The 18,746-nt window shown below is 44.9% G+C and carries 16 protein-coding genes and 1 other RNA gene; 14 read left to right on the top strand and 3 right to left on the bottom strand.

The genetic code is table 11. The features are described from left to right. Positions 1-142: 142 nt before the first annotated feature. A complete protein-coding gene (locus A8806_RS11260; RefSeq protein ID WP_109731298.1) occupies positions 143-1,027 on the top strand; it encodes a LysR family transcriptional regulator in 885 nt (294 codons plus the stop codon). Here the strand turns inward: A8806_RS11260 and A8806_RS11255 are convergent. Both A8806_RS11255 and A8806_RS11250 read right to left on the bottom strand, forming a co-directional pair. After that, a complete protein-coding gene (locus A8806_RS11255; protein ID WP_109731297.1) occupies positions 1,024-1,770 on the bottom strand; it encodes a TraX family protein in 747 nt (248 codons plus the stop codon). The two genes, A8806_RS11260 and A8806_RS11255, sit on opposite strands and share 4 nt — an antisense overlap. 134 nt (positions 1,771-1,904) lie before the next feature. Next, positions 1,905-2,789, bottom strand: coding sequence for a LysR family transcriptional regulator (locus tag A8806_RS11250; protein ID WP_109731296.1), 885 nt, complete (start codon positions 2,787-2,789; stop codon positions 1,905-1,907). Positions 2,790-2,980: 191 nt separating this feature from the next. On the opposite strand from A8806_RS11250, the gene A8806_RS11245 reads away from it, so the two are divergent. The 9 genes from A8806_RS11245 to A8806_RS11205 all read left to right on the top strand — a co-directional run bounded on the left by A8806_RS11245 (position 2,981) and on the right by A8806_RS11205 (position 11,683). Further along, positions 2,981-3,856, top strand: coding sequence for a shikimate dehydrogenase (locus tag A8806_RS11245; protein WP_109731295.1), 876 nt, complete (start codon positions 2,981-2,983; stop codon positions 3,854-3,856). Positions 3,857-3,899: 43 nt separating this feature from the next. Continuing rightward, positions 3,900-5,111 (top strand): MFS transporter, encoded by a 1,212-nt coding sequence (locus A8806_RS11240; protein ID WP_109731294.1) that lies wholly within the window; start codon positions 3,900-3,902, stop codon positions 5,109-5,111. 47 nt (positions 5,112-5,158) lie between these two features. Continuing rightward, a complete protein-coding gene (gene aroD, locus A8806_RS11235) occupies positions 5,159-5,926 on the top strand; it encodes a type I 3-dehydroquinate dehydratase (RefSeq protein WP_109731293.1) in 768 nt (255 codons plus the stop codon). After that, entirely contained in the window at positions 5,927-6,424 is a 498-nt protein-coding gene (locus A8806_RS11230) for a TRAP transporter small permease (protein ID WP_109731292.1), read from the top strand. 1 nt (position 6,425) lies between these two features. Then, positions 6,426-7,715 carry a TRAP transporter large permease gene (locus tag A8806_RS11225; RefSeq protein WP_109731291.1) on the top strand — a complete coding sequence of 430 codons (1,290 nt, stop codon included), beginning with the start codon at positions 6,426-6,428 and terminating at the stop codon, positions 7,713-7,715. 24 nt (positions 7,716-7,739) lie between these two features. Further along, positions 7,740-8,759: a TRAP transporter substrate-binding protein gene (locus A8806_RS11220; protein WP_109731290.1), complete on the top strand. Its 1,020-nt coding sequence runs from the start codon at positions 7,740-7,742 to the stop codon at positions 8,757-8,759. A gap of 218 nt (positions 8,760-8,977) precedes the next feature. Continuing rightward, on the top strand, positions 8,978-9,964 hold the full coding sequence (locus A8806_RS11215) for an aldo/keto reductase (RefSeq protein ID WP_109731289.1): 987 nt from the start codon (positions 8,978-8,980) through the stop codon (positions 9,962-9,964). A 45-nt stretch (positions 9,965-10,009) separates the two neighbouring features. Then, the gene (locus A8806_RS11210) at positions 10,010-10,207 is read left to right on the top strand and encodes a hypothetical protein (protein WP_109731288.1); all 198 of its coding nucleotides are present in this window, start codon (positions 10,010-10,012) and stop codon (positions 10,205-10,207) included. A gap of 99 nt (positions 10,208-10,306) precedes the next feature. After that, positions 10,307-11,683: an ATP-binding cassette domain-containing protein gene (locus A8806_RS11205; protein ID WP_109731287.1), complete on the top strand. Its 1,377-nt coding sequence runs from the start codon at positions 10,307-10,309 to the stop codon at positions 11,681-11,683. 74 nt (positions 11,684-11,757) lie between these two features. Here A8806_RS11205 and ssrA read toward each other — a convergent pair. Beyond that, positions 11,758-12,102: a transfer-messenger RNA gene (gene ssrA, locus A8806_RS11200) on the bottom strand. 399 nt (positions 12,103-12,501) lie between these two features. Between ssrA and A8806_RS11195 the strand changes: the two genes are divergently transcribed. The 4 genes from A8806_RS11195 to A8806_RS11180 all read left to right on the top strand — a co-directional run bounded on the left by A8806_RS11195 (position 12,502) and on the right by A8806_RS11180 (position 18,648). Next, on the top strand, positions 12,502-13,323 hold the full coding sequence (locus tag A8806_RS11195) for a zinc dependent phospholipase C family protein (RefSeq protein ID WP_109731286.1): 822 nt from the start codon (positions 12,502-12,504) through the stop codon (positions 13,321-13,323). A 61-nt stretch (positions 13,324-13,384) separates the two neighbouring features. Next, positions 13,385-14,635, top strand: coding sequence for an MFS transporter (locus A8806_RS11190; RefSeq protein ID WP_109731285.1), 1,251 nt, complete (start codon positions 13,385-13,387; stop codon positions 14,633-14,635). Between the two features lie 212 nt (positions 14,636-14,847). Further along, positions 14,848-15,552: an ABC transporter ATP-binding protein gene (locus A8806_RS11185; protein ID WP_109731284.1), complete on the top strand. Its 705-nt coding sequence runs from the start codon at positions 14,848-14,850 to the stop codon at positions 15,550-15,552. A gap of 9 nt (positions 15,553-15,561) precedes the next feature. Next, entirely contained in the window at positions 15,562-18,648 is a 3,087-nt protein-coding gene (locus A8806_RS11180; protein ID WP_109731283.1) for an ABC transporter permease, read from the top strand. Positions 18,649-18,746 lie beyond the last annotated feature (98 nt).

The raw sequence follows: 18,746 nt of genomic DNA, 5'->3' as shown, positions 1-18,746 counted from the left end.
TATATCATTAACAATCTGTTTGTGATTCGTATTATAGGGAAAAATAACTCATTAAACAAATGCATGTTTTTAGTGGAAACTATAGATAAAAACTATGAATTGTGATATTTTGTATAAAAGGACATAAGAGGAGGAGATTGTTATGAATCTGAACCAGCTGCATTATTTTACGGCACTTGCCCGGATGGAGCATTATACGAAGGCTGCGGAGGAACTGGGGATTACCCAGCCAAGCCTGAGCCATGCGATGAATTCTCTCGAGAAGGAGCTGGGGACGAAGCTGTTTGAAAAACAGGGGAGGAATGTGGTCCTGACGAAATATGGGAGGTTTTTTCTGAAGTATGTGGAAGAGTCTCTTCAGATTTTGGATATGGGAATCAAGAAAACGCGTTCCATGACCGGACAGAATGAGGGCAGGATAGAGCTGGCCTATATTTATACTCTGGGAAGTGAATTTGTCCCCCAGCTTGCGGGGGATTTTATAAGGACTTTTGAGGAGATGAAAGTTACATTTCACTTTACAGTAGGAAATACCTACGAGATTATCCAGGGACTGAAAGAAGAAAAGTATGATATTGCATTCTGCTCTATGCTGGATAAGGAGCCATCGATCCAGTTCACGCCGGTCGGGACACAGCGGCTTGTGGCAGTCGTACCGAAAGGACATCCGTTGTCGGAACAAAAGGCCGTAGACCTTGAGCAGGCGGCCGCCTATCCGCAGATTTATTTCACGGAGAACAGCGGTCTCCGCCCTGTGGTAGACAAACTGTTTGAAAATGCACACCTGATACCAAAGATTGCATATGAGATAGAGGAAGACGGGTCTATGGCCGGGCTGGTAGCCCAGAATTTCGGCATTGCCATCATGCCGGATATTCCGGTCCTGAAACAGCTGAACGTGGATGTTCTCGACATCCGTTCTCCGCAGCAGGTCCGGTATATTTACATGGCACAGGCAAAAGAAAAATACCAGGCCCCTGTGGTCCGCCGGTTTGCAGACTTCGTAAAACGCCGGCAGTTCGTTTAGAAAACAAAATTAGCCAGATAGAACAAAAGGAACGTGTGAGCCGGATAAAAAATATAGAAAAAATACTTCATGCTGGGGCCCTTCTGCTGGTTGAAACGCAGCATAAACGGCAGGGCCAGTATCATGAAACACTGAATGGCCATCCCGCCCGCCAGCATTTCTGCGCTGAACTGGTACAGGCAGAATAGGGTGTACATGGCACAGAACAGCTCCCTCTTTTCTTTCAGGTAGTACATCAGCACTCCGAGTACGACAAATTCAAACCCGTACTCGTTTAACGCCAGATTTGGTATGATCCCGGTAATCGTGTCCCCGCTCATATCGCGCAGGAAAGGTAAAAAGTTCGGCAGGCTGTAATATAGGACCTGTACTGCGAACATGATTCCCACGGCCAGAAACCCTTTGCCGGGAGCTTTTTTAAATAATTCGATCGTGCTGATACAGACGCCGACAAGGAACATGGAAAGAAAAATATTATGATTTCCATAACCTGCTGTAGTGGCGAAATGAGCGTCTATGGCGTATCCGAACAAGGTCATGAATACACTCATAAGATACAGGCGGATCAGGTATTTTGTCCGGCTCCTCGTATAATGATAGCCCCAGACCATACAGAATAAAAACAAGGGGTAAGATATTCTGCCAAGCATGCGAAGCAGCATAGGCGTCCCCTCAAAATAATATCCGATATGGTCGATGACCATAAAGCAAAGAGCGATCATTTTTAAAACAAAAGTACTCATGTAAAAACTCCTCTGATCCGGCGGTGAATTCTGCCCTAATTGTGTCTAAGAAAATTTTACCATCAGTAAAGCCGCAGGTCTACTTAAGAAATCCTTAATAATATCTAAGAGGTTTGTAAAGAAAAAAGGCACCGTTATAAGTGGGTGCCTTCTTTGCGTATAAACTGGATAAAATTCTTGACAGCCGAGATCAGGTAGTGTTCCTTCTTGTATGCCATATAAACAGTGTGTGTGAAACCTGCCCCGGAGAGCGGCAGTACGCATACGTTTCTTTCTCGTATCAAATCCACATCGGCTACGAGTGCGATTCCGAAGTCTTCCGCGACAAGAGCGGAGATTGCGTTCTCATCGGGAGATTCACAGATGATATTCAGGGAAAGGTCATGGGTCTGGTATATGCGGTTCGTAAACTTGCCAAGGCCGGAAGTGCGGTCGTATCCGATGATCGGGTAACGCTCCAGATCCTTCAGGCTGACGGAACCTTGTTCCAGAAGAGGGTGGCCAGGCGGCATGATGACGACCATCTTCTGGTTAATGATAGGAACGAACTGAATATCCGGCTCATTTTCCACATAGGAGCCAAAGATGACATCATACCGGTCGGCCTTCAGTCCGTTGATCATATCCCCGGTGTGACTCTGGTGAAAACTGAAAGTCACACTGCTGTTCTTTTCTTTCTGCAAAAACTTCCGCACCATATGCGGGATATAGCGTCCTGCAAGGGGGAACACATAGGCGATATCCACATGCCCCTCGTTCCCTGAGAGCTGGCGCATTCTTTCGGCTGCAAGGTCTGTCTCATGCAGGATCCGGTCCACATGTTCCAGAAAAATCTTCCCGTATTTAGTCAGCCGGACATTCCTCCCGGACCTTTCAAATAATATAATATCCAGTTCTTCTTCCAGAACGGCCATTGAGCGGCTCAGGCTCGGCTGGGAGATATTCAGGTCCGCGGCTGCCTGGCGGAAGTGCTGGCATTGGGCAACCTTCTGAAAATAAAGTAGTTGATTGAGTGTCATGAGCAGGCCTCCTTTTTGTATATATTTTATCATAAATGATAGCTTAAATCTATCAAAAAAGTAAGAAAGTTGTATTAGAACTATCGGTTGTGATGAACTATAATGTGATTAAAGAGGTTGTTTAATAATTAACAAACAAAGTTGAGGCAGAAGTAAAAGAAAAATGAGATAAGAATAAGGAGATTAAGAAAATGGCAGAAAGAATTACAGGACATACTGAATTAATAGGTTTAATGGCGTATCCAATCCGTCATTCAAGTTCACCCGCTATGCAGAATGAAGCGTTTGCAAAACTGGGGCTGGATTATGCATACCTCGCATTCGAGGTAGACAATGATTCACTGGAGGATGCTGTCAAGGGTCTTCGTGCGTTAAAGATGAAAGGTTCCAATGTATCCATGCCGAATAAAACAGTGGTACATAAGTATCTGGATAAGTTATCACCTGCGGCAGAAATGTGCGGGGCGGTCAACACGATTGTCAATGAGGACGGTGTGCTGACAGGGCATATCACAGACGGAATCGGTTATATGGAAGCACTGAAAGATAACCATATAGATGTCATAGGAAAGAAGATGACGATTGTAGGGGCTGGCGGTGCCGCAACAGCGATTGAAATCCAGGCTGCCCTGGACGGTGTAAAAGAAATGTCCATCTTTAATGTAAAAGATAAATTCTGGGGAAATGCCGAGGAGACTGTGCGCAAGATCAACGAGAACACTGAATGCAGGGCAGCGCTCTATGATCTGGCGGATTTGGAACTGTTAAAGAAAGAGATTGCCAACAGTTATCTTTTTGCAAATGCAACCGGTATGGGGATGAAACCGTTGGAAGGGAAGACTTATATTCCGGACAAATCATTCTTAAGGCCGGACCTGATCGTGACAGATGTCGTTTATTTCCCAAGAGAGACAGCGCTTCTTAAGATTGCAAAAGAAGTCGGATGCAAGACGATGAACGGACTCGGCATGATGCTGTTTCAGGGGTCTGCGGCCTTTGAACTCTGGACAGGCCAGCCGATGCCGATAGAATATATGAAAGAAATACTGGATATTAAATACGAGTAAGTAATACGATAACCATTCGCTGAAAGGAAAGAGAGGAAAAACAATGAGTACAGCTGTAAGCAAAACAGGCAGAAAGTTATACCCGAGTGCATTTATACTATATTTAAACTATTTCATCCACGGAATCGGATGTTCCATCTTAGGACAGCAAGTCATGAAAGAGGCACTGGCCGCACAGTGGGGAACAGCGGACGACGCGGTCACACTTGTGGCTGCGGCATTGGGACTCGGTCGTTTGATCACGCTGCCGTTTTCCGGACCGATCTCCGATAAAATGGGACGCCGTGTCAGTTCCCTGATCGGGATATTCTCCTATGCGGTCTTCTTCTTCGGAGTTGCATATTCACCAAACATGCAGGTCGCATACGCGGCAGCGATTCTCGGAGGAGCCGCGAATTCATTTCTGGATACGGGTGTGATCCCGGCCTGTGTAGAGATTCTGGAACCTCGTTCAGGACTGGCAACCATGCTGACTAAGTTCTTTATCTCCATTTCACAGCTCTTACTGCCGTTCATGCTCGGATTTGTGGCAGCGGCAAATATGTCATACAACACGATTTTAATCGCAGCGGCGGCTGTAATTCTGGTGATCGGTGTGTTAACCTTTAAGATACCGATGCCGGCACAGGAAAAAGCAGCTGACGGAAAGAACGAATCTTTTATACAGAATCTGAAGCATGCAAAGTTCGCCCTGGAGAGTGTGGCCCTGATTGCAATTGGATTTACCTGTACTGCAACATTCCAGCTCTGGCTGAATTGTGCGCAGAAGTTCGGGACAGAGATCGCAGGCATGAAAGATGCCAGCATTATGCAGACATGGTATTCCGCAGGAACAATTGTAGCAATACTGCTTACTTCCGTACTGGTAACAAAATTTAAACAAGTTCGTTTCCTTGTAATTTATCCGGCAATTGCCACAATGATGCTGATCATCGTATATATTGTAAGAACTCCGATGATCTGCCAGATCGGTTCCTTCGTGATAGGATACTCAGCGGCAGGAGGGGTGCTCCAGCTGGCTACGGCGACAGTTAACGATCTGTTCCCGAAGATCAAAGGTACGATTACAAGTATCATCATGATCGCATCCAGCCTTTCCAACTATACGATTCTTTCCGCGGCCGGAAAGGTAAGTGCATCCAGCGGTCCGCAGGCAGTCATTACAATGAACATCATCATTACAGTAATTGGAGTAATTCTGGCGTTGTTTGTCAACATGCGTTATGGTAAACTTGTAGATAAAGTTGAAAATTAGTGAGTAAGTTGTGGATAACTTAGAGTGCAGATAAAAGGAGAATGATTATGAATCCAGTAAAAGTAAGAAATGTAGAGATAGGTACAGGAATCCCGAAAATATGTGTTCCGATCGTCGGTGTGACAAGAGAAGACATCTTAAAGGCGGCCCGTGAGATTAAAGAGCTTGGTGCTGACGTCGTAGAGTGGCGCGTAGACTGGTACGAGGATATCTTTGATGCAGAGAAGACAGAAGGCACCATGAAGCAGCTTCGTGAGGCACTGGGGGAGATCCCGCTTCTGTTTACGTTCCGTACTTCCAAAGAGGGAGGGGAAAAGGCAATTGAAACAGATGTTTATGTAAAACTGAACCAGGATGCCGCGAAATCGGGCTATGTCGATCTGGTAGATGTGGAAGCGTTTACGGGGGATGAAGCAGTGAAAAGTGTTGTGGAAACGGCCCATGAATGCGGGGTAAAGGTTATCGCATCCAACCACGATTTCCACAAAACACCAGACCAGAAGGAGATTGTTTCCCGTCTGTTAAAAATGCAGGAGCTGGGGGCGGATATTCCGAAGATCGCAGTCATGCCGCAGAATAAAAAGGATGTGCTGACACTCCTTGCGGCAACGGAGGAAATGGCTTCCGATCATGCAGACCGCCCGATCATCACCATGTCTATGGCAGGTACTGGTGTTATCAGCCGCCTGTGCGGGGAAGTGTTCGGTTCTGCCCTGACGTTCGGGGCGGCCGGGAAAGCATCTGCGCCGGGACAGATGGAAGTAGAAGAACTGAGAACCGTTTTAGGTCTGCTGCATAAGAGCTGGAGAGATTAAATGAAAAAGATTTTACACTGGCTGAATGAAAATTTAGAAGAAACACTGATGGTGCTGTTCCTTGCGGCTATGACAGTCATTATGGGGATTCAGGTGTTCTCGCGCTATGTGCTGGGGGCCTCTCTGTCATGGTCTGAGGAGCTGACCAGGTATATTTTTATCTGGGCAGGGTTCTTAAGTGTCAGCTATTGTACGAAAAAATGTATTTCTATCAAAATAGAGCAGTTTGTAGCGCTTTTTCCGAAAAGGGGGAAGGCGCTGTTTAAAGTCGTAAACCATACGCTGGAATTGGTATTGTTCCTATATCTCATCCCTTTTGCATGGCAGTATCTGATGTCAGCCGTCGCAAGCGGACAGACAAGCCCTGCTTTAGGACTGCCCATGTATTATGTACAGGCGGCGCCACTTGCAGGTTTTCTGCTGACAGCTTTCAGGGTGCTCCAGCGGTTGATTGTAGAATGGAAAGTCGTACTGGGAATGAAGGAGAAAGGAGCATAAGATGCCGGCAGTTGTTGTATTTATCATTTTTGTTATATGTCTTGTAATCGCAATTCCGGTGTCTATCTCACTTGGAATCGTATCGGTCCTGCCCGGGGCTTTTGACGCCTCTTTTACGGCAGGTGGCACCTATGTAATCCGGTCCATGCTTGGTGGTCTGGACAGTTTTCCGCTTCTGGCGGTTCCGATGTTCGTTCTGTCCGGTATTATCATGGCGCGCGGAGGGATATCCAGAAAACTTTTCGACGTGTTTGCATTTTTCATGGGAAAACGCACGGCGGGGATGCCCTGTGCCGTGATTGTAACCTGTCTCTTTTACGGGGCCATCTCCGGTTCTGCCCCGGCTACGGTTGCAGCGGTCGGGAGCATGACCATACCGATTCTCACCGAAATGGGCTATGACAAGACGTTTTCTACGGCGGTCGTGGCGGTTGCGGGGGGACTTGGCGTCATCATACCGCCGAGCATCCCGTTTATCATGTATGGAATGGCTTCGGGCGCCTCTGTCAGCGACCTGTTTCTGGCAGGTATCATACCGGGACTGCTTATCAGTGCGCTTTTGATGTTTTATGCTGTCTATTACTGTAAAAAGAATGGGGAGAATCAGGAGAAGAAGCAGAAAATGGTGGGGGTACTCCATGAAAAAGGCCTGCTGCATGTTTTGAAGGACAGTTTTTTTGCACTGCTCAGCCCGGTGATTATTCTTGGCTGCATTTACAGCGGAGTTGCATCCCCGACAGAAGCTGCGGTGATTTCTGTCTTTTATGCACTGGCAGTCAGCATGATCGTGTACAGGTCCATTACAGTGAAAGACATATGGGCGATCATGGTCGAGGCAATCCGGACATATACGCCGATTCTCTTTATCCTGGCGGCTTCCGTGGCATTTTCACGGGTACTGACGCTGATGCAGGTGCCTCAGGCAGTCAGTGCGTGGATACTGGAACACTTTACGAGTCCGGTCCTGCTTCTGCTTGTAATTAATGTATTTCTGCTTCTTGTGGGAATGGTGATGGATACGACTCCGGCAATCCTGATCCTGACGCCGATCCTGCTTCCGATTGTGACAGAGATCGGCGTAAACCCTGTGCATTTTGGCGTGATTATGGTTGTAAATCTTGCAATCGGATTTGTGACGCCGCCGATCGGGGTCAATCTGTTTGTGGCAGGTTCTCTCACAGAACTGCCGATTATGGAGATTGCAAAAAAGGCAATGCCGATGATCGTATATTTTCTGGCTGCACTGCTTGTGATCACGTTTGTCCCGGCAGTGAGTCTGGCGCTTTTGTAGCGGGAAGGGAGTAGTAAAAAGAGTATGAAACGATGGAAATGTCTTCCGGCATTCTCCCGTGCGGCAGGTGTGCTCCTGACAGGTGTGCTTTTTGCGGCGGTATTGACAGGATGTTCAGAGAACAAAAATACAGAACAACGGTTTGCTTATCCTCTTGCGACCGGAAGCCCCGAGGATACGGTCACCCAGATATATGCAGAGAAGTTCGCGGAGGAAGCAGGCCGGTTAAGCGGCGGCAGAATTAAGATCCAGGTCTACCCGAACAGTGTTCTCGGAGGCGACAGAGAACTGCTGGAAAGCTGCTATGACGGGGATATCCCGTTTGTCGTCCAGAATACCGCCCCTCAGGTGAACTTTATTCCGGACACGGCAGTCTTCGATATTCCCTGTGCATTTGAAACACTTCAGGAGGTACGCGAAACAGTGGATGAGGAATCGTTTATGGAGCTGATGCGTAAGTCCTACCGGGAAGCCGGATATGAACTGCTTGGATATTCCGACCAGGGCTTCCGGGTCATGTCTACCAATAAGGCAGTGGAGAATTTTGCGGATTTTAAAGGCCAGAAGATCCGGACGATGGAGAACAGCTACCACATCGACTTCTGGAAGTCTTTGCATGCTAATCCGGCACCGATGAGTTACAGTGAGGTGTATATCGGGCTTCAGCAGCATACCATCGATGCACAGGAGAACCCGTATGAAGTCATCGTGTCCAACAGGCTCTATGAACAGCAGGACTATGTGGTCGAGACGAACCATCTGCCGCACCTGATTTCCCTGATCGTCAGTGAGGAATTCTATGCAGAACTTTCCAAAGAAGACAAGGATATCCTGACCGAAGCACAGAGACGTGCACAGGAATATTCCCGGAATGCTTCAGATGAACGGATTGCGGAGAAGATTAAGGTAATCGAAGAGAGTGGGACGAAGATTATAACGCTGGATGAAAGTGTTCGCAAAGAGATGATCGATGCGTCGCAGCCGGTTTATGGGGAGATCGCGGAAGTAGTATCGGAAGGGGTGCTGGATGCATATCTAAAGTAAACAGAAACGAATTTGGGAGAAGCCGGAGTTTTCATGTCTAAACAATTAGATATGAAAACTCTGGTTTTTACATTTTATGAGAGTAATTATTGACATGTGTGAATAAAACTGTAAAGATAGTAAATAGAAACGTATGCAGAAGGTATAGATTCACCTTGTTGAAGCAGTGGCCTCAGATAAGGGAAGACAAGCAGGATAACAATACAGGAGGTGCGATAATGAAAGAGTTAGAAATCGGAAAAAGTGGAATCAAAGTGCCGTTTTTAGGCCTCGGGACATGGGCAATCGGAGGCGGCTCCTGGTGGGGGGACAATGAAGAACAGGAGTCCATATATACCATACAGGAGGCCATAGACAGAGGCATACGCTGGATAGACACGGCTCCGGTCTACGGCCTTGGTTACAGTGAGAAGGTAGTTGGCAGGGCATTGGAAGGCAGACGGGACAAGGTGATACTTTCTACGAAGTGTGCACTCGAATGGGATCATGAGACACCATGCTTCCATAAAGAGGTGGACGGCACAAAGGTCTACCGCGACCTGTCTAAAAAAAGTATCATGGAAGATGTGGACAGAAGTCTGACCAGCCTGAAAACAGACTATATCGATATCTGTTATACCCACTGGCAGTCACCTGACCGCGCACTCTACCCGTTGGAAGAAACGATGGACGCCCTGATGACTTTGAAAAAGCAGGGGAAAATCAGGGCAATCGGCGCCTCTAATGTGACCGCACAGGACATTGAAGAATATTGCAGTTTCGGGCAGCTGGATGTAATACAGGAAAAATACAGCATTCTGACAAGAAGGGTGGAAGCGGAACTGGATCCGGTCTGCAGGAAGTATGGCGTGTCCATTCAGGCATATTCCCCTCTGGAACAGGGGCTTCTGACCGGAAAAGTAACAATGGATACAGAGCTCTCACCCGGAGATGTCCGGAATTACAATATATGGTGGGAACCTGGGAACAGGTTAAAAGTGCTGAACATGCTGGAAGGTTGGAAACCCTATTGTGAGAAATATAACTGTACCCCGGGAAATCTGACAATCGCGCTTACATCAGAGATGCTTGATGGGGTCCACGTACTGTGCGGCGCCCGGAAAACCGTTCAGGTGCAGGATAATGTAAAGGCTATCAATCTGGTGCTGGAGGCGGAAGATATCGAACAGATGAAGGCGGATATATCATGCATACTGCGGGATTGACCAGGGTGGAGGCAAAAATCTGTTAAAAACAAAAAGGAGATGTCTATGGAAAAAGATGAAGAGGGGTCCTGCCATATTTTGTTAAACGTTATATTGTGGATATTACTATTAATATCCTATTTTCTATTTGTTTTTATTGTAGATGGAATATTAGGTATTGGATTTAGAGACCAATGGAAAAGAGTAAAAAAATGGTTTAAGAAACATACAAATTTAAAAAGCCATTTTCTATTTGATGATTAATTTTTGTAGTTTACTTTAAGAAAACCTAAAAATGGGGAACAGGCGAATATTCGCGGTTCCCCGTAATAAAAAATTATATGAAGGAATTATGTAGTAGAAATGAGGTACTTTTTAAATAAATATAGTGGTACATTTTTGCTTTTTGTGGTATTCGAACAGATAATAGTTGCTTTTTCTACTTTTTGTATGATTAAACTAGGAACAGGAATTACAGATGAACATAGTTTAATATGGTTTTGGGAGTTTGTAATATCTCTTGTGATTGTTTTTGTTCCAAGAATATTTAAGCAAAAATGTATGGTAAAGGCAAAATATGCATCCTTTAAATGCTATGTTTCTTTATATGAAGAAAATTTGTATAATTATCCTTATTTAAAAACAAATCATGAATTTTGTAAAAGGAGGCAATCTTTTTTTCATAACCAAACATGGCAGGTCATTGAAGAAACATATGCTTTTGTGGGAGATTTTTCTGCAACAGTTCTAAATGTTCTGTTTAATATCTTAGTAATAGGATTTTCTTTAAATATCAGATTTATTGTGGCATATATTTGTTCCGCATGTGTTATTGCGGCTGGCCTGTTTTCAACAAAAAAAATTATTGCAAGAAAAAGTGATGTTGCACAAGTTACTCAGAGCAGTGTGCAGGAAGCAATGTTTGATGGATGGGATACGCTTTTAATTGGCAATCGTTATAACTGGTCTCAATGGATGCAGTCATTTAAAGCAAAAACGAAAGATGCTGAACAAGCAGAAGTGAATTATAATATACTTAATAACTTTTTATCTTTTCTCATTATGGCTGGAAGCATTATACCTATAATTATTGTAACTGTAAAAATGATTTTGAATAATTTGAATAGTGTAGGTATGTTAACGGCCATACTTGTAACATTGCCAAGACAGGTTAGTAATATACAATATTTAAGCATTGTGATTGAATATCTTACAGAACTTGTTGGGATTAAGGAAAAGATAAATAATATTAATGATGCTTTGAAAAAAGTAGAACATCCTGAAAAATATTATGGAACAATACAATGGAATAATATTTCTTTTTTTATTTGTGGAAGAGAAAATATATTTTGTAATTTGGAAGAATGTATGAACTTTTTAGCAGAACGTGTAAATAATGGTGTACCCGGACGCTTGGTTATAAAAGGAAAAAATGGAAGTGGTAAAACTACATTACTAATGCTAATAAAAGAATATTTCGGTAACGATGCATATCTTTTTCCAAATCATACGCGACTTTACTTTGAGAAGAACGATGTGAAAGAATATTCTACTGGTCAGAGATTTAGAGCGAACATAGAAGATCTTATTAAGAATAATATTCAAAGTCAAGTGAAATTAATACTTTTTGATGAATGGAACGCTAATCTGGATATACGTAATCAAGCAGCAGTTTCAGAATACATAGATCAGTTAGCAACTACATTAGTGGTTGTTGAAGTGAGGAATAGAGAATTGTGATTTTATAATGTAGTAGAAAAAATATGAAAGCCTTTAAAAATGGGGAACAGGCGAATATTCGCCGTTCCCCGCAATAGTGGACCTGGCGGGAATCGAACCCGCGTCCAAAAACCTATCCCATGTACTTCTACTATCATAGTCAGTTCTTTGTCATTCCCTCTGCCGTACGAAAACTAACATCCTTACGGTTTCAGTAGCTTCATGATACGCCTACTGGCTCAAAGCTTTGCCAATATCGTTTCCCGCATAGTCGGTGCCAGATTCCCGGGGTGCGGGTACCCCGGGGCTGACATGCAGCATTTAGGCTGCAGCTAATTCGAAATTATCGTTAGCGTTTAATTTTAATTTTGCGATTTGACGCATCAGCCTGCGGATAGCTTCTCCATCTTCAAGATCCCTGTCGAAACCAGTACAAGCCCTTAGATGTTTCTGCATATCCATTCTATAGAAAAGGTCCCGTAAAGTCAAGGCATTCAGGGAAAATTACATTTCTTTCCTTAATGTGACAATTTTTAGAGCGTTACAGTTTACCTGAATTTTACATAAAATAGTGGTTTCATGAACAGAAATGTGTGATAGTATGTAAAAGGATTTACTTTGCGTTATATTTGTTGAACTATTATCCTTATATAAGGTATAATGATGTAGACAGTATGAAGTTTTTGGAATGAAGTTCTGTCAAGAGGGGGACAACTGAGAATAGAAAGCTGTGGATACTGCTCACATGCCGGATATTTTTTACATAGCATGAAGATGTCGCGAATAAGGGCATTAAGTGCTTACAATGATAATAATAAGAGGAAAAGAGGTCTTTTACTATGCCAACAACGTATGCACATTACAAATTCGGAAAAGATGTAATCAGCGCCCTTCCGAGACCGCTTGAGACATCGGTTGAGAACAACAGGGCACTGTTTGATATAGGGCTGCACGGGCCGGATATTCTGTTCTATTATAAGGCGCTTTCTGAGAATCCGGTGAGTGCGCAGGGGTATGCACTCCATGATAAGATGGCCGATGAGTTTTTCAAAAATGCAGTGGATGTGATCGAAAAGTCTGAGAATCCTGCGGCGGCAAGAGCTTATATGTATGGTTTTATCTGTCATTTTGCACTGGACAGTGAGTGCCACAAGTACATTGAAAAGATGATTCAGGTCAGCGGAATCAGTCATTTTGAACTGGAGATGGAGTTCGACCGTTATCTGCTGACAGAGGACCATATCAATCCTCTCACATATCTTGGGACGAAGCATATACATCCGGATATGGAGAATGCGAAGGTTATCGCTCCGTTTTTTGACGGACTGGAGGCAGAGACGGTGAAGAAGGCATTGAGCTCCATGATTACGTTTCATAAGCTTCTGATGGCACCGACCAAAGGACGGAGAAAGGTACTTTTTACGGCGATGAAGGCGGCCAGATGTTATGATTCCAAGCATGGCATGGTCATGAGTGAGGAGCCGAATCCGGCATGTGCAGAGTACTGCCTGCTTCTGAAGAAGCTCTATGCAGGAGCGGTGCCTCTGGCCGCAGGACTGATCATTCAATATCAGAAGACACTGTTTCAAAAGGCAGAACTGCCGGGACGGTTCCATGAGACATTCGGTGCCGGAGACAACTGGGAATCACTGCCGCTATAGGCGGGGATGACCGGAAGCATTTGTTTTTCAGGAAGACTCAAATGATGTGAGGGGGAAGGCTATGAAATTTAAAATGACGGCTTTGGAGAAGAAGTGGGTACTGTATGATGTGGGGAATTCAGCATTCGTTATGCTGGTAGCAACGATTTTCCCAATTTATTTTAACCACCTTGCCGATCAGGCGGGGATATCATCAGTCAATTATCTGGCATACTGGGGATATGCAACATCGATCTGCACCCTGCTTGTTGCAATTTTGGGTCCTACACTGGGAGCTGTTGCGGATACGAAGAATTACAAGAAGGTTATTTTTTCTGTCTGTCTGGGTGTGGGTGTCATAGGATGTGTTGTTATGGGGTTTATATCCTCCTGGATCTGGTTTCTCGGTATTTTTATTCTGGCTAAGACAGGATATTCCTCCAGCCTCATTTTTTATGATGCCATGCTTACAGACGTGACCGAGCCGGAGAGGATGGACATAGTATCCTCACAAGGGTTTGCATGGGGATATATCGGGAGCTGTATTCCGTTTGTGGCGAGCCTCGGGGTGGTACTTGGCGCAGGAAAGCTCGGGCTTGGGATGCAGACGTCGATGGCCATTGCCTTCCTGATTACGGCGGTATGGTGGCTGCTGTCAGCCTTTCCACTGCTTGGGGCTTATAAGCAGAAGTATTTTGTGGAGACAACAGAACATATTGTGAAGAACAGCTTCAGCCGTCTGGGGCATACATTTAAAGATATCGCGAAAGAAAAGCATATTCTTATTTTCCTGATTGCATTCTTTTTCTATATTGACGGCGTTTATACGGTAATTGATATGGCTACGGCCTATGGTCAGGCACTGGGGCTGGATAGCACGGGGCTGCTGCTTGCACTGCTTTTAACGCAGATCGTTGCTTTCCCCTGTGTACTTATTTTCAGCAGGCTGTCCAAGAAGATATCATCCACAACGATTATCACAATCTGTATTGCGGCATATCTGGGCATCGCTATTTATGCATACTGGCTGGATACGCAGCTTGATTTCTGGATACTGGCAGTGCTTGTGGGTATGTTTCAGGGGACGATTCAGGCCCTGTCGCGTTCCTATTTTGCCAAGATCATTCCGGCGGAAAAGTCAGGAGAGTATTTCGGTATCTATGATATCTGCGGGAAAGGGGCTTCTATATTCGGAACTGCATTTGTATCTGTATTGAGCCAGCTTACCGGCAATGTGAATATCGGGGTGAGTGCGTTATCTGTCATGTTTTTGGTGGGACTTCTGCTGTTTCGTAAGGCTGTAAAGGCTAACGGGCAGCTTACAGGGAATTAAATCAGAGACGGAGGATATTCTGCCTGATCTGGGGACCGGCTGCTAATTGAAAATAAAAGAATTTAGAATCAACCGTTTAAATAGCTGAACGGTTGATTTTTTTGCTTAAATTTTTTATTAAATAATAACGAATTCACACTCTCTTTTGCAGCGGTTCATGTTATAATATCAATATTTAACGGGGGAATATCAGACAGACGAGGAGAAGCATTATGAATGATTTCGTAAAACTTGAAGAAATAACGAAAGTATACAAAATGGGGGAAGTGGAAATCCGCGCAGTAGATGGCATTAACTTTGCAATCAACAAGGGGGAATTTGTCATAATCGTAGGTCCCAGTGGTGCCGGAAAGACGACGGTACTGAATATTTTGGGCGGAATGGATACGGCCACGGACGGCAGGATTACTGTCGACGGGGAGGATATCACAGGTTTTAATTCGAGACAGCTTACGGGATACCGCAGGAATGATATTGGTTTCGTGTTCCAGTTTTATAATCTGGTGCCGAATCTGACGGCACTGGAGAATGTTGAGCTTGCCCTGCAGATTTGTAAAAACCCACTGGATGCAAGAGTGGTTCTGGAGGAAGTAGGACTTGGGGACCGCCTGGATAACTTTCCTGCACAGCTCTCAGGCGGGGAGCAGCAGCGGGTATCCATCGCCCGGGCACTGGCAAAGAACCCGAAGCTTCTGCTCTGTGATGAGCCGACAGGGGCGCTGGATTATAATACAGGGAAATCTATCTTAAAACTGCTTCAGGACATGTGCCGGGAGCGCGGCATGACAGTGATCGTTATCACTCATAATTCAGCACTTGCACCAATGGCAGACAGACTGATCAGGATCAAGAACGGAAAAGTTTCAAGCATGGAAGTGAACGAGAATCCGAGATCAATAGACGAAATTGAATGGTAGGGCTAAGATATGAGTAAGAAGGCACTGAGAAAAGATTTTTATATGGAAATACGCCGCAGCCTCGGGCGTTTTCTTTCTATATTTTTTATTGTTGCAATCGGGGTTGCATTCTTCTCCGGAATCCGCTCTGCGGAGCCGGATATGCGTCTCTCGGGCGACGCTTACTTTGATGAGAAGAATCTGATGGATATTAAGGTAGTCAGCACACTGGGCCTGACAAAAGACGATCTGAAAGCGCTTCAGGAGGTCGACGGTATCCAGAAGGCTGAGGCCGGTTATTCAACGGACGCGTTGTGCAGTGTATATGACAGCAAAAAGGTAGTACATATTACATCGCTTCTTCCTTCCATGAATGAAGTAACTGTGGAAGAGGGGCGGCTTCCGCAGAAAAGTGGCGAGTGCGCTGTGGATGTGGATTTCTTATCTTCCAGTGAGTATAAGATCGGCGACAAGATTACATTTACATCCGGTAATGACGATGACATTAAGGATACGCTGAAGAATGACACTTTTACAATTGTGGGGAGTGTGAGCAGTCCGTGCTACATTTCTTTCCACAGAGGCAGCAGTACGATCGGGACAGGTTCCGTCAGTGGATTCGTTTGTGTCCCTGAAAGCAGTTTTGATATGGATGTGTATACGGAGCTGTATGCAGCAGTCGACGGGGCGAAAGAGCTGACTGCATTTACGGATGAATATGATGACAGAGTTGAGGCTGTGATGGATGAAGTCGAGAAGATCCGTAAGACGAGGGAAAATGCCAGGTACAAGGAAATTGTAGATGAAGCCAATGAAAAGCTGGACGATGCCAAGAAAGAATTAGACGATGCCAGACAGGAAGCAAATGAGAAGCTAAATGATGCAAAAGCAAAGCTGGACGACGGCAGAAACAAGCTGAATGATGCAAGGACCGAGATTGCAGACGGTTATGCAAAACTGGAAGATTCCAGTAACCAGCTGAATGAGAAGCAGGCAGAGGTAGATCAGGGCTATGCAGATTTAAATGCACAGACTGATACGTTGAATGAAAAGATTGAAGAGCTGAACCAGGCGAAGGAACAGTACGCCGCACTTGTTTCAAGCGGGATGACAGACCCGCAGACGCTTGGGACGCTTCAGGTGATGGAGGCGTCAATAGCCGAAGGTGACCAGCAGATCGAGGCTGCCCGCGCCCAGATTGAGGAGGCAGCCGCCCAGCTCAATGACGGACAGCAGCAGATCAATGACGGATGGGCTCAGGTTGAACAGGGACGTAATGATCTTGCTGATGCAGAGAGTGAGATTTCCTCAAAAGAGCAGGAATTAAATGACGCACAGAAAGAGTATGACGACGCGAAAAAAGAAGCGGACACGAAGATTGCGGATGGCGAGAAGAAGATTCAGGATGCAGAAGATGACATCAGAAAGATTGACCATGCAAAATGGTACATCTATGACAGGAGCACCCTGACAGAATACACAGGGTATGGGGAAAATGCAGACCGTATGAAGGCGATCGGCCAGGTATTCCCGGTATTGTTCTTCCTCGTGGCTGCACTGATCAGCCTGACAACCATGACACGTATGGTGGAGGAACAAAGGACTCTGATTGGTACGCTGAAAGCACTGGGATATGAGCGGCATTCGATTGCCGGGAAATATCTCGGCTATGCCTGCCTGGCAACCGTCAGTGGAAGTATTTTGGGAATTCTGATTGGTGAGAAAATACTTCCTTATATTATTATTACTGCATACGGGATAATGTACCAGCATATGCCGAACGTCGAGATCCCGTATAATATGTTCTACGGTCTGACTGCATCGGCAGCCGCGCTGGCGTGTACGCTGCTTGCAACGATTTTCTCCTGTTTTAATGAGATGAGGGAACAGGCGGCAGAACTGATGCGCCCGCCGGCACCGAAGCAGGGAAAACGTGTATTTATGGAAAGGATTCCATTTATATGGAAGCATCTGAGTTTTATCTGGAAGGCAACCGTAAGAAACCTGATCCGTTATAAAAAGAGGTTTTTCATGACCGTTTTTGGAATCGGCGGCTGTATGGCACTGCTTTTGGTCGGATTTGGACTGAAAGACTCAATCTTTGATATTGCGGTATTCCAGTATAATGATATTCAGCTCTATGACGGAAACATCATTCTTGATGAGGATGCATCCAATGAGCAGAAAGAGGAATCCTTCGACATATTGACATCCGACTCACGGGTGGAAAGCACGGCGGAGAACCTTCTCCAGCAGATAGAGGTCAGCCACGGCAAGGTAACGAAGGATGTATATCTGAATGTACCGCGCAATGTGGAGGGATTTTCAGATTTTGTCGTGTTTAAGAACCGGATTACGGGTGAACATTATAAACTGGATGACAAGGGCGCCATCCTGAATGAAAAGATGGCAAAAACACTGGACGTAAAAGCCGGTGATACTATCAGGATTAAAGATGATGATAAGGGTGAGATTGAGGTCAGAATAGAAAATATATGTGAGAACTACATGGGGCATTATCTCTATATGACACCCGGATTATATGAGGAACTTTACGGGAAGGCCCCGGACTATAATTCGATCTACTATAAAATGAAGGCCGGAAAAGAGGGCCAGATAGAAAAGGTTGGAGAATCTATTCTGGAGACGAAAGGGGCTTTGAGTGTCAGCTATACAAATACACTTCAGGACCAGTTGGACAGCATGCTTAGCAGTCTGGATATCGTTCTGATTGTACTCGTGATTTCAGCAGGAATGCTTGCCTTTGTCGTACTCTATAATCTGAATAATATCAACATTACGGAACGGCAGAGAGAACTGGCCACATTAAAAGTACTGGGATTTTATGATAATGAAGTATCGGCTTATGTGTACAGGGAGAATATCATCCTGACTGTGATTGGTGCCCTTTTCGGAATGTTCCTTGGAAAATTGCTGCATCAATTTGTCATCGTAACGGTTGAGATTGATTCGGTGATGTTCGGCCGGGAGATTGATCCGAGCAGTTTTGTTTATAGTTTTTTGATTACAATCGGATTCTCGCTTTTTGTTAATGCGGTGATGTATTTTAAACTGAAGAGGATCAATATGGTTGAATCTTTGAAAAGTGTGGAATAAAAGTTACTGTTTATGCCCGCAGGGCGCGTATTTTCACAGTTTTGCCATATTTACCTGTTATGATACAAAAAGTAATAAACAGAGTAATCATGCGGATA

It is taken from the genome of Faecalicatena orotica, from assembly GCF_003149245.1.
Lineage (GTDB): Bacteria > Bacillota > Clostridia > Lachnospirales > Lachnospiraceae > Faecalicatena_A > Faecalicatena_A orotica.
The sequence above is the reverse complement of the archived record's forward strand: the minus strand, read 5'-3'. Positions and strand labels throughout refer to the sequence as shown.

What these genes read in the sequence shown, in the direction of transcription:
- aroD (WP_109731293.1), top strand. Translation starts at nt 5,159, where the DNA reads ATGAATCCAGTAAAAGTAAGAAATGTAGAGATAGGTACAGGAATCCCG.
- A8806_RS11185 (WP_109731284.1), top strand. Translation starts at nt 14,848, where the DNA reads ATGAATGATTTCGTAAAACTTGAAGAAATAACGAAAGTATACAAAATG.
- A8806_RS11245 (WP_109731295.1), top strand. Translation starts at nt 2,981, where the DNA reads ATGGCAGAAAGAATTACAGGACATACTGAATTAATAGGTTTAATGGCG.
- A8806_RS11210 (WP_109731288.1), top strand. Translation starts at nt 10,010, where the DNA reads ATGGAAAAAGATGAAGAGGGGTCCTGCCATATTTTGTTAAACGTTATA.
- A8806_RS11205 (WP_109731287.1), top strand. Translation starts at nt 10,307, where the DNA reads ATGAGGTACTTTTTAAATAAATATAGTGGTACATTTTTGCTTTTTGTG.
- A8806_RS11230 (WP_109731292.1), top strand. Translation starts at nt 5,927, where the DNA reads ATGAAAAAGATTTTACACTGGCTGAATGAAAATTTAGAAGAAACACTG.
- A8806_RS11180 (WP_109731283.1), top strand. Translation starts at nt 15,562, where the DNA reads ATGAGTAAGAAGGCACTGAGAAAAGATTTTTATATGGAAATACGCCGC.
- A8806_RS11215 (WP_109731289.1), top strand. Translation starts at nt 8,978, where the DNA reads ATGAAAGAGTTAGAAATCGGAAAAAGTGGAATCAAAGTGCCGTTTTTA.
- A8806_RS11260 (WP_109731298.1), top strand. Translation starts at nt 143, where the DNA reads ATGAATCTGAACCAGCTGCATTATTTTACGGCACTTGCCCGGATGGAG.
- A8806_RS11225 (WP_109731291.1), top strand. Translation starts at nt 6,426, where the DNA reads ATGCCGGCAGTTGTTGTATTTATCATTTTTGTTATATGTCTTGTAATC.
- A8806_RS11255 (WP_109731297.1), bottom strand. Translation starts at nt 1,770, where the DNA reads ATGAGTACTTTTGTTTTAAAAATGATCGCTCTTTGCTTTATGGTCATC.
- A8806_RS11195 (WP_109731286.1), top strand. Translation starts at nt 12,502, where the DNA reads ATGCCAACAACGTATGCACATTACAAATTCGGAAAAGATGTAATCAGC.
- A8806_RS11220 (WP_109731290.1), top strand. Translation starts at nt 7,740, where the DNA reads ATGAAACGATGGAAATGTCTTCCGGCATTCTCCCGTGCGGCAGGTGTG.
- A8806_RS11250 (WP_109731296.1), bottom strand. Translation starts at nt 2,789, where the DNA reads ATGACACTCAATCAACTACTTTATTTTCAGAAGGTTGCCCAATGCCAG.
- A8806_RS11240 (WP_109731294.1), top strand. Translation starts at nt 3,900, where the DNA reads ATGAGTACAGCTGTAAGCAAAACAGGCAGAAAGTTATACCCGAGTGCA.
- A8806_RS11190 (WP_109731285.1), top strand. Translation starts at nt 13,385, where the DNA reads ATGAAATTTAAAATGACGGCTTTGGAGAAGAAGTGGGTACTGTATGAT.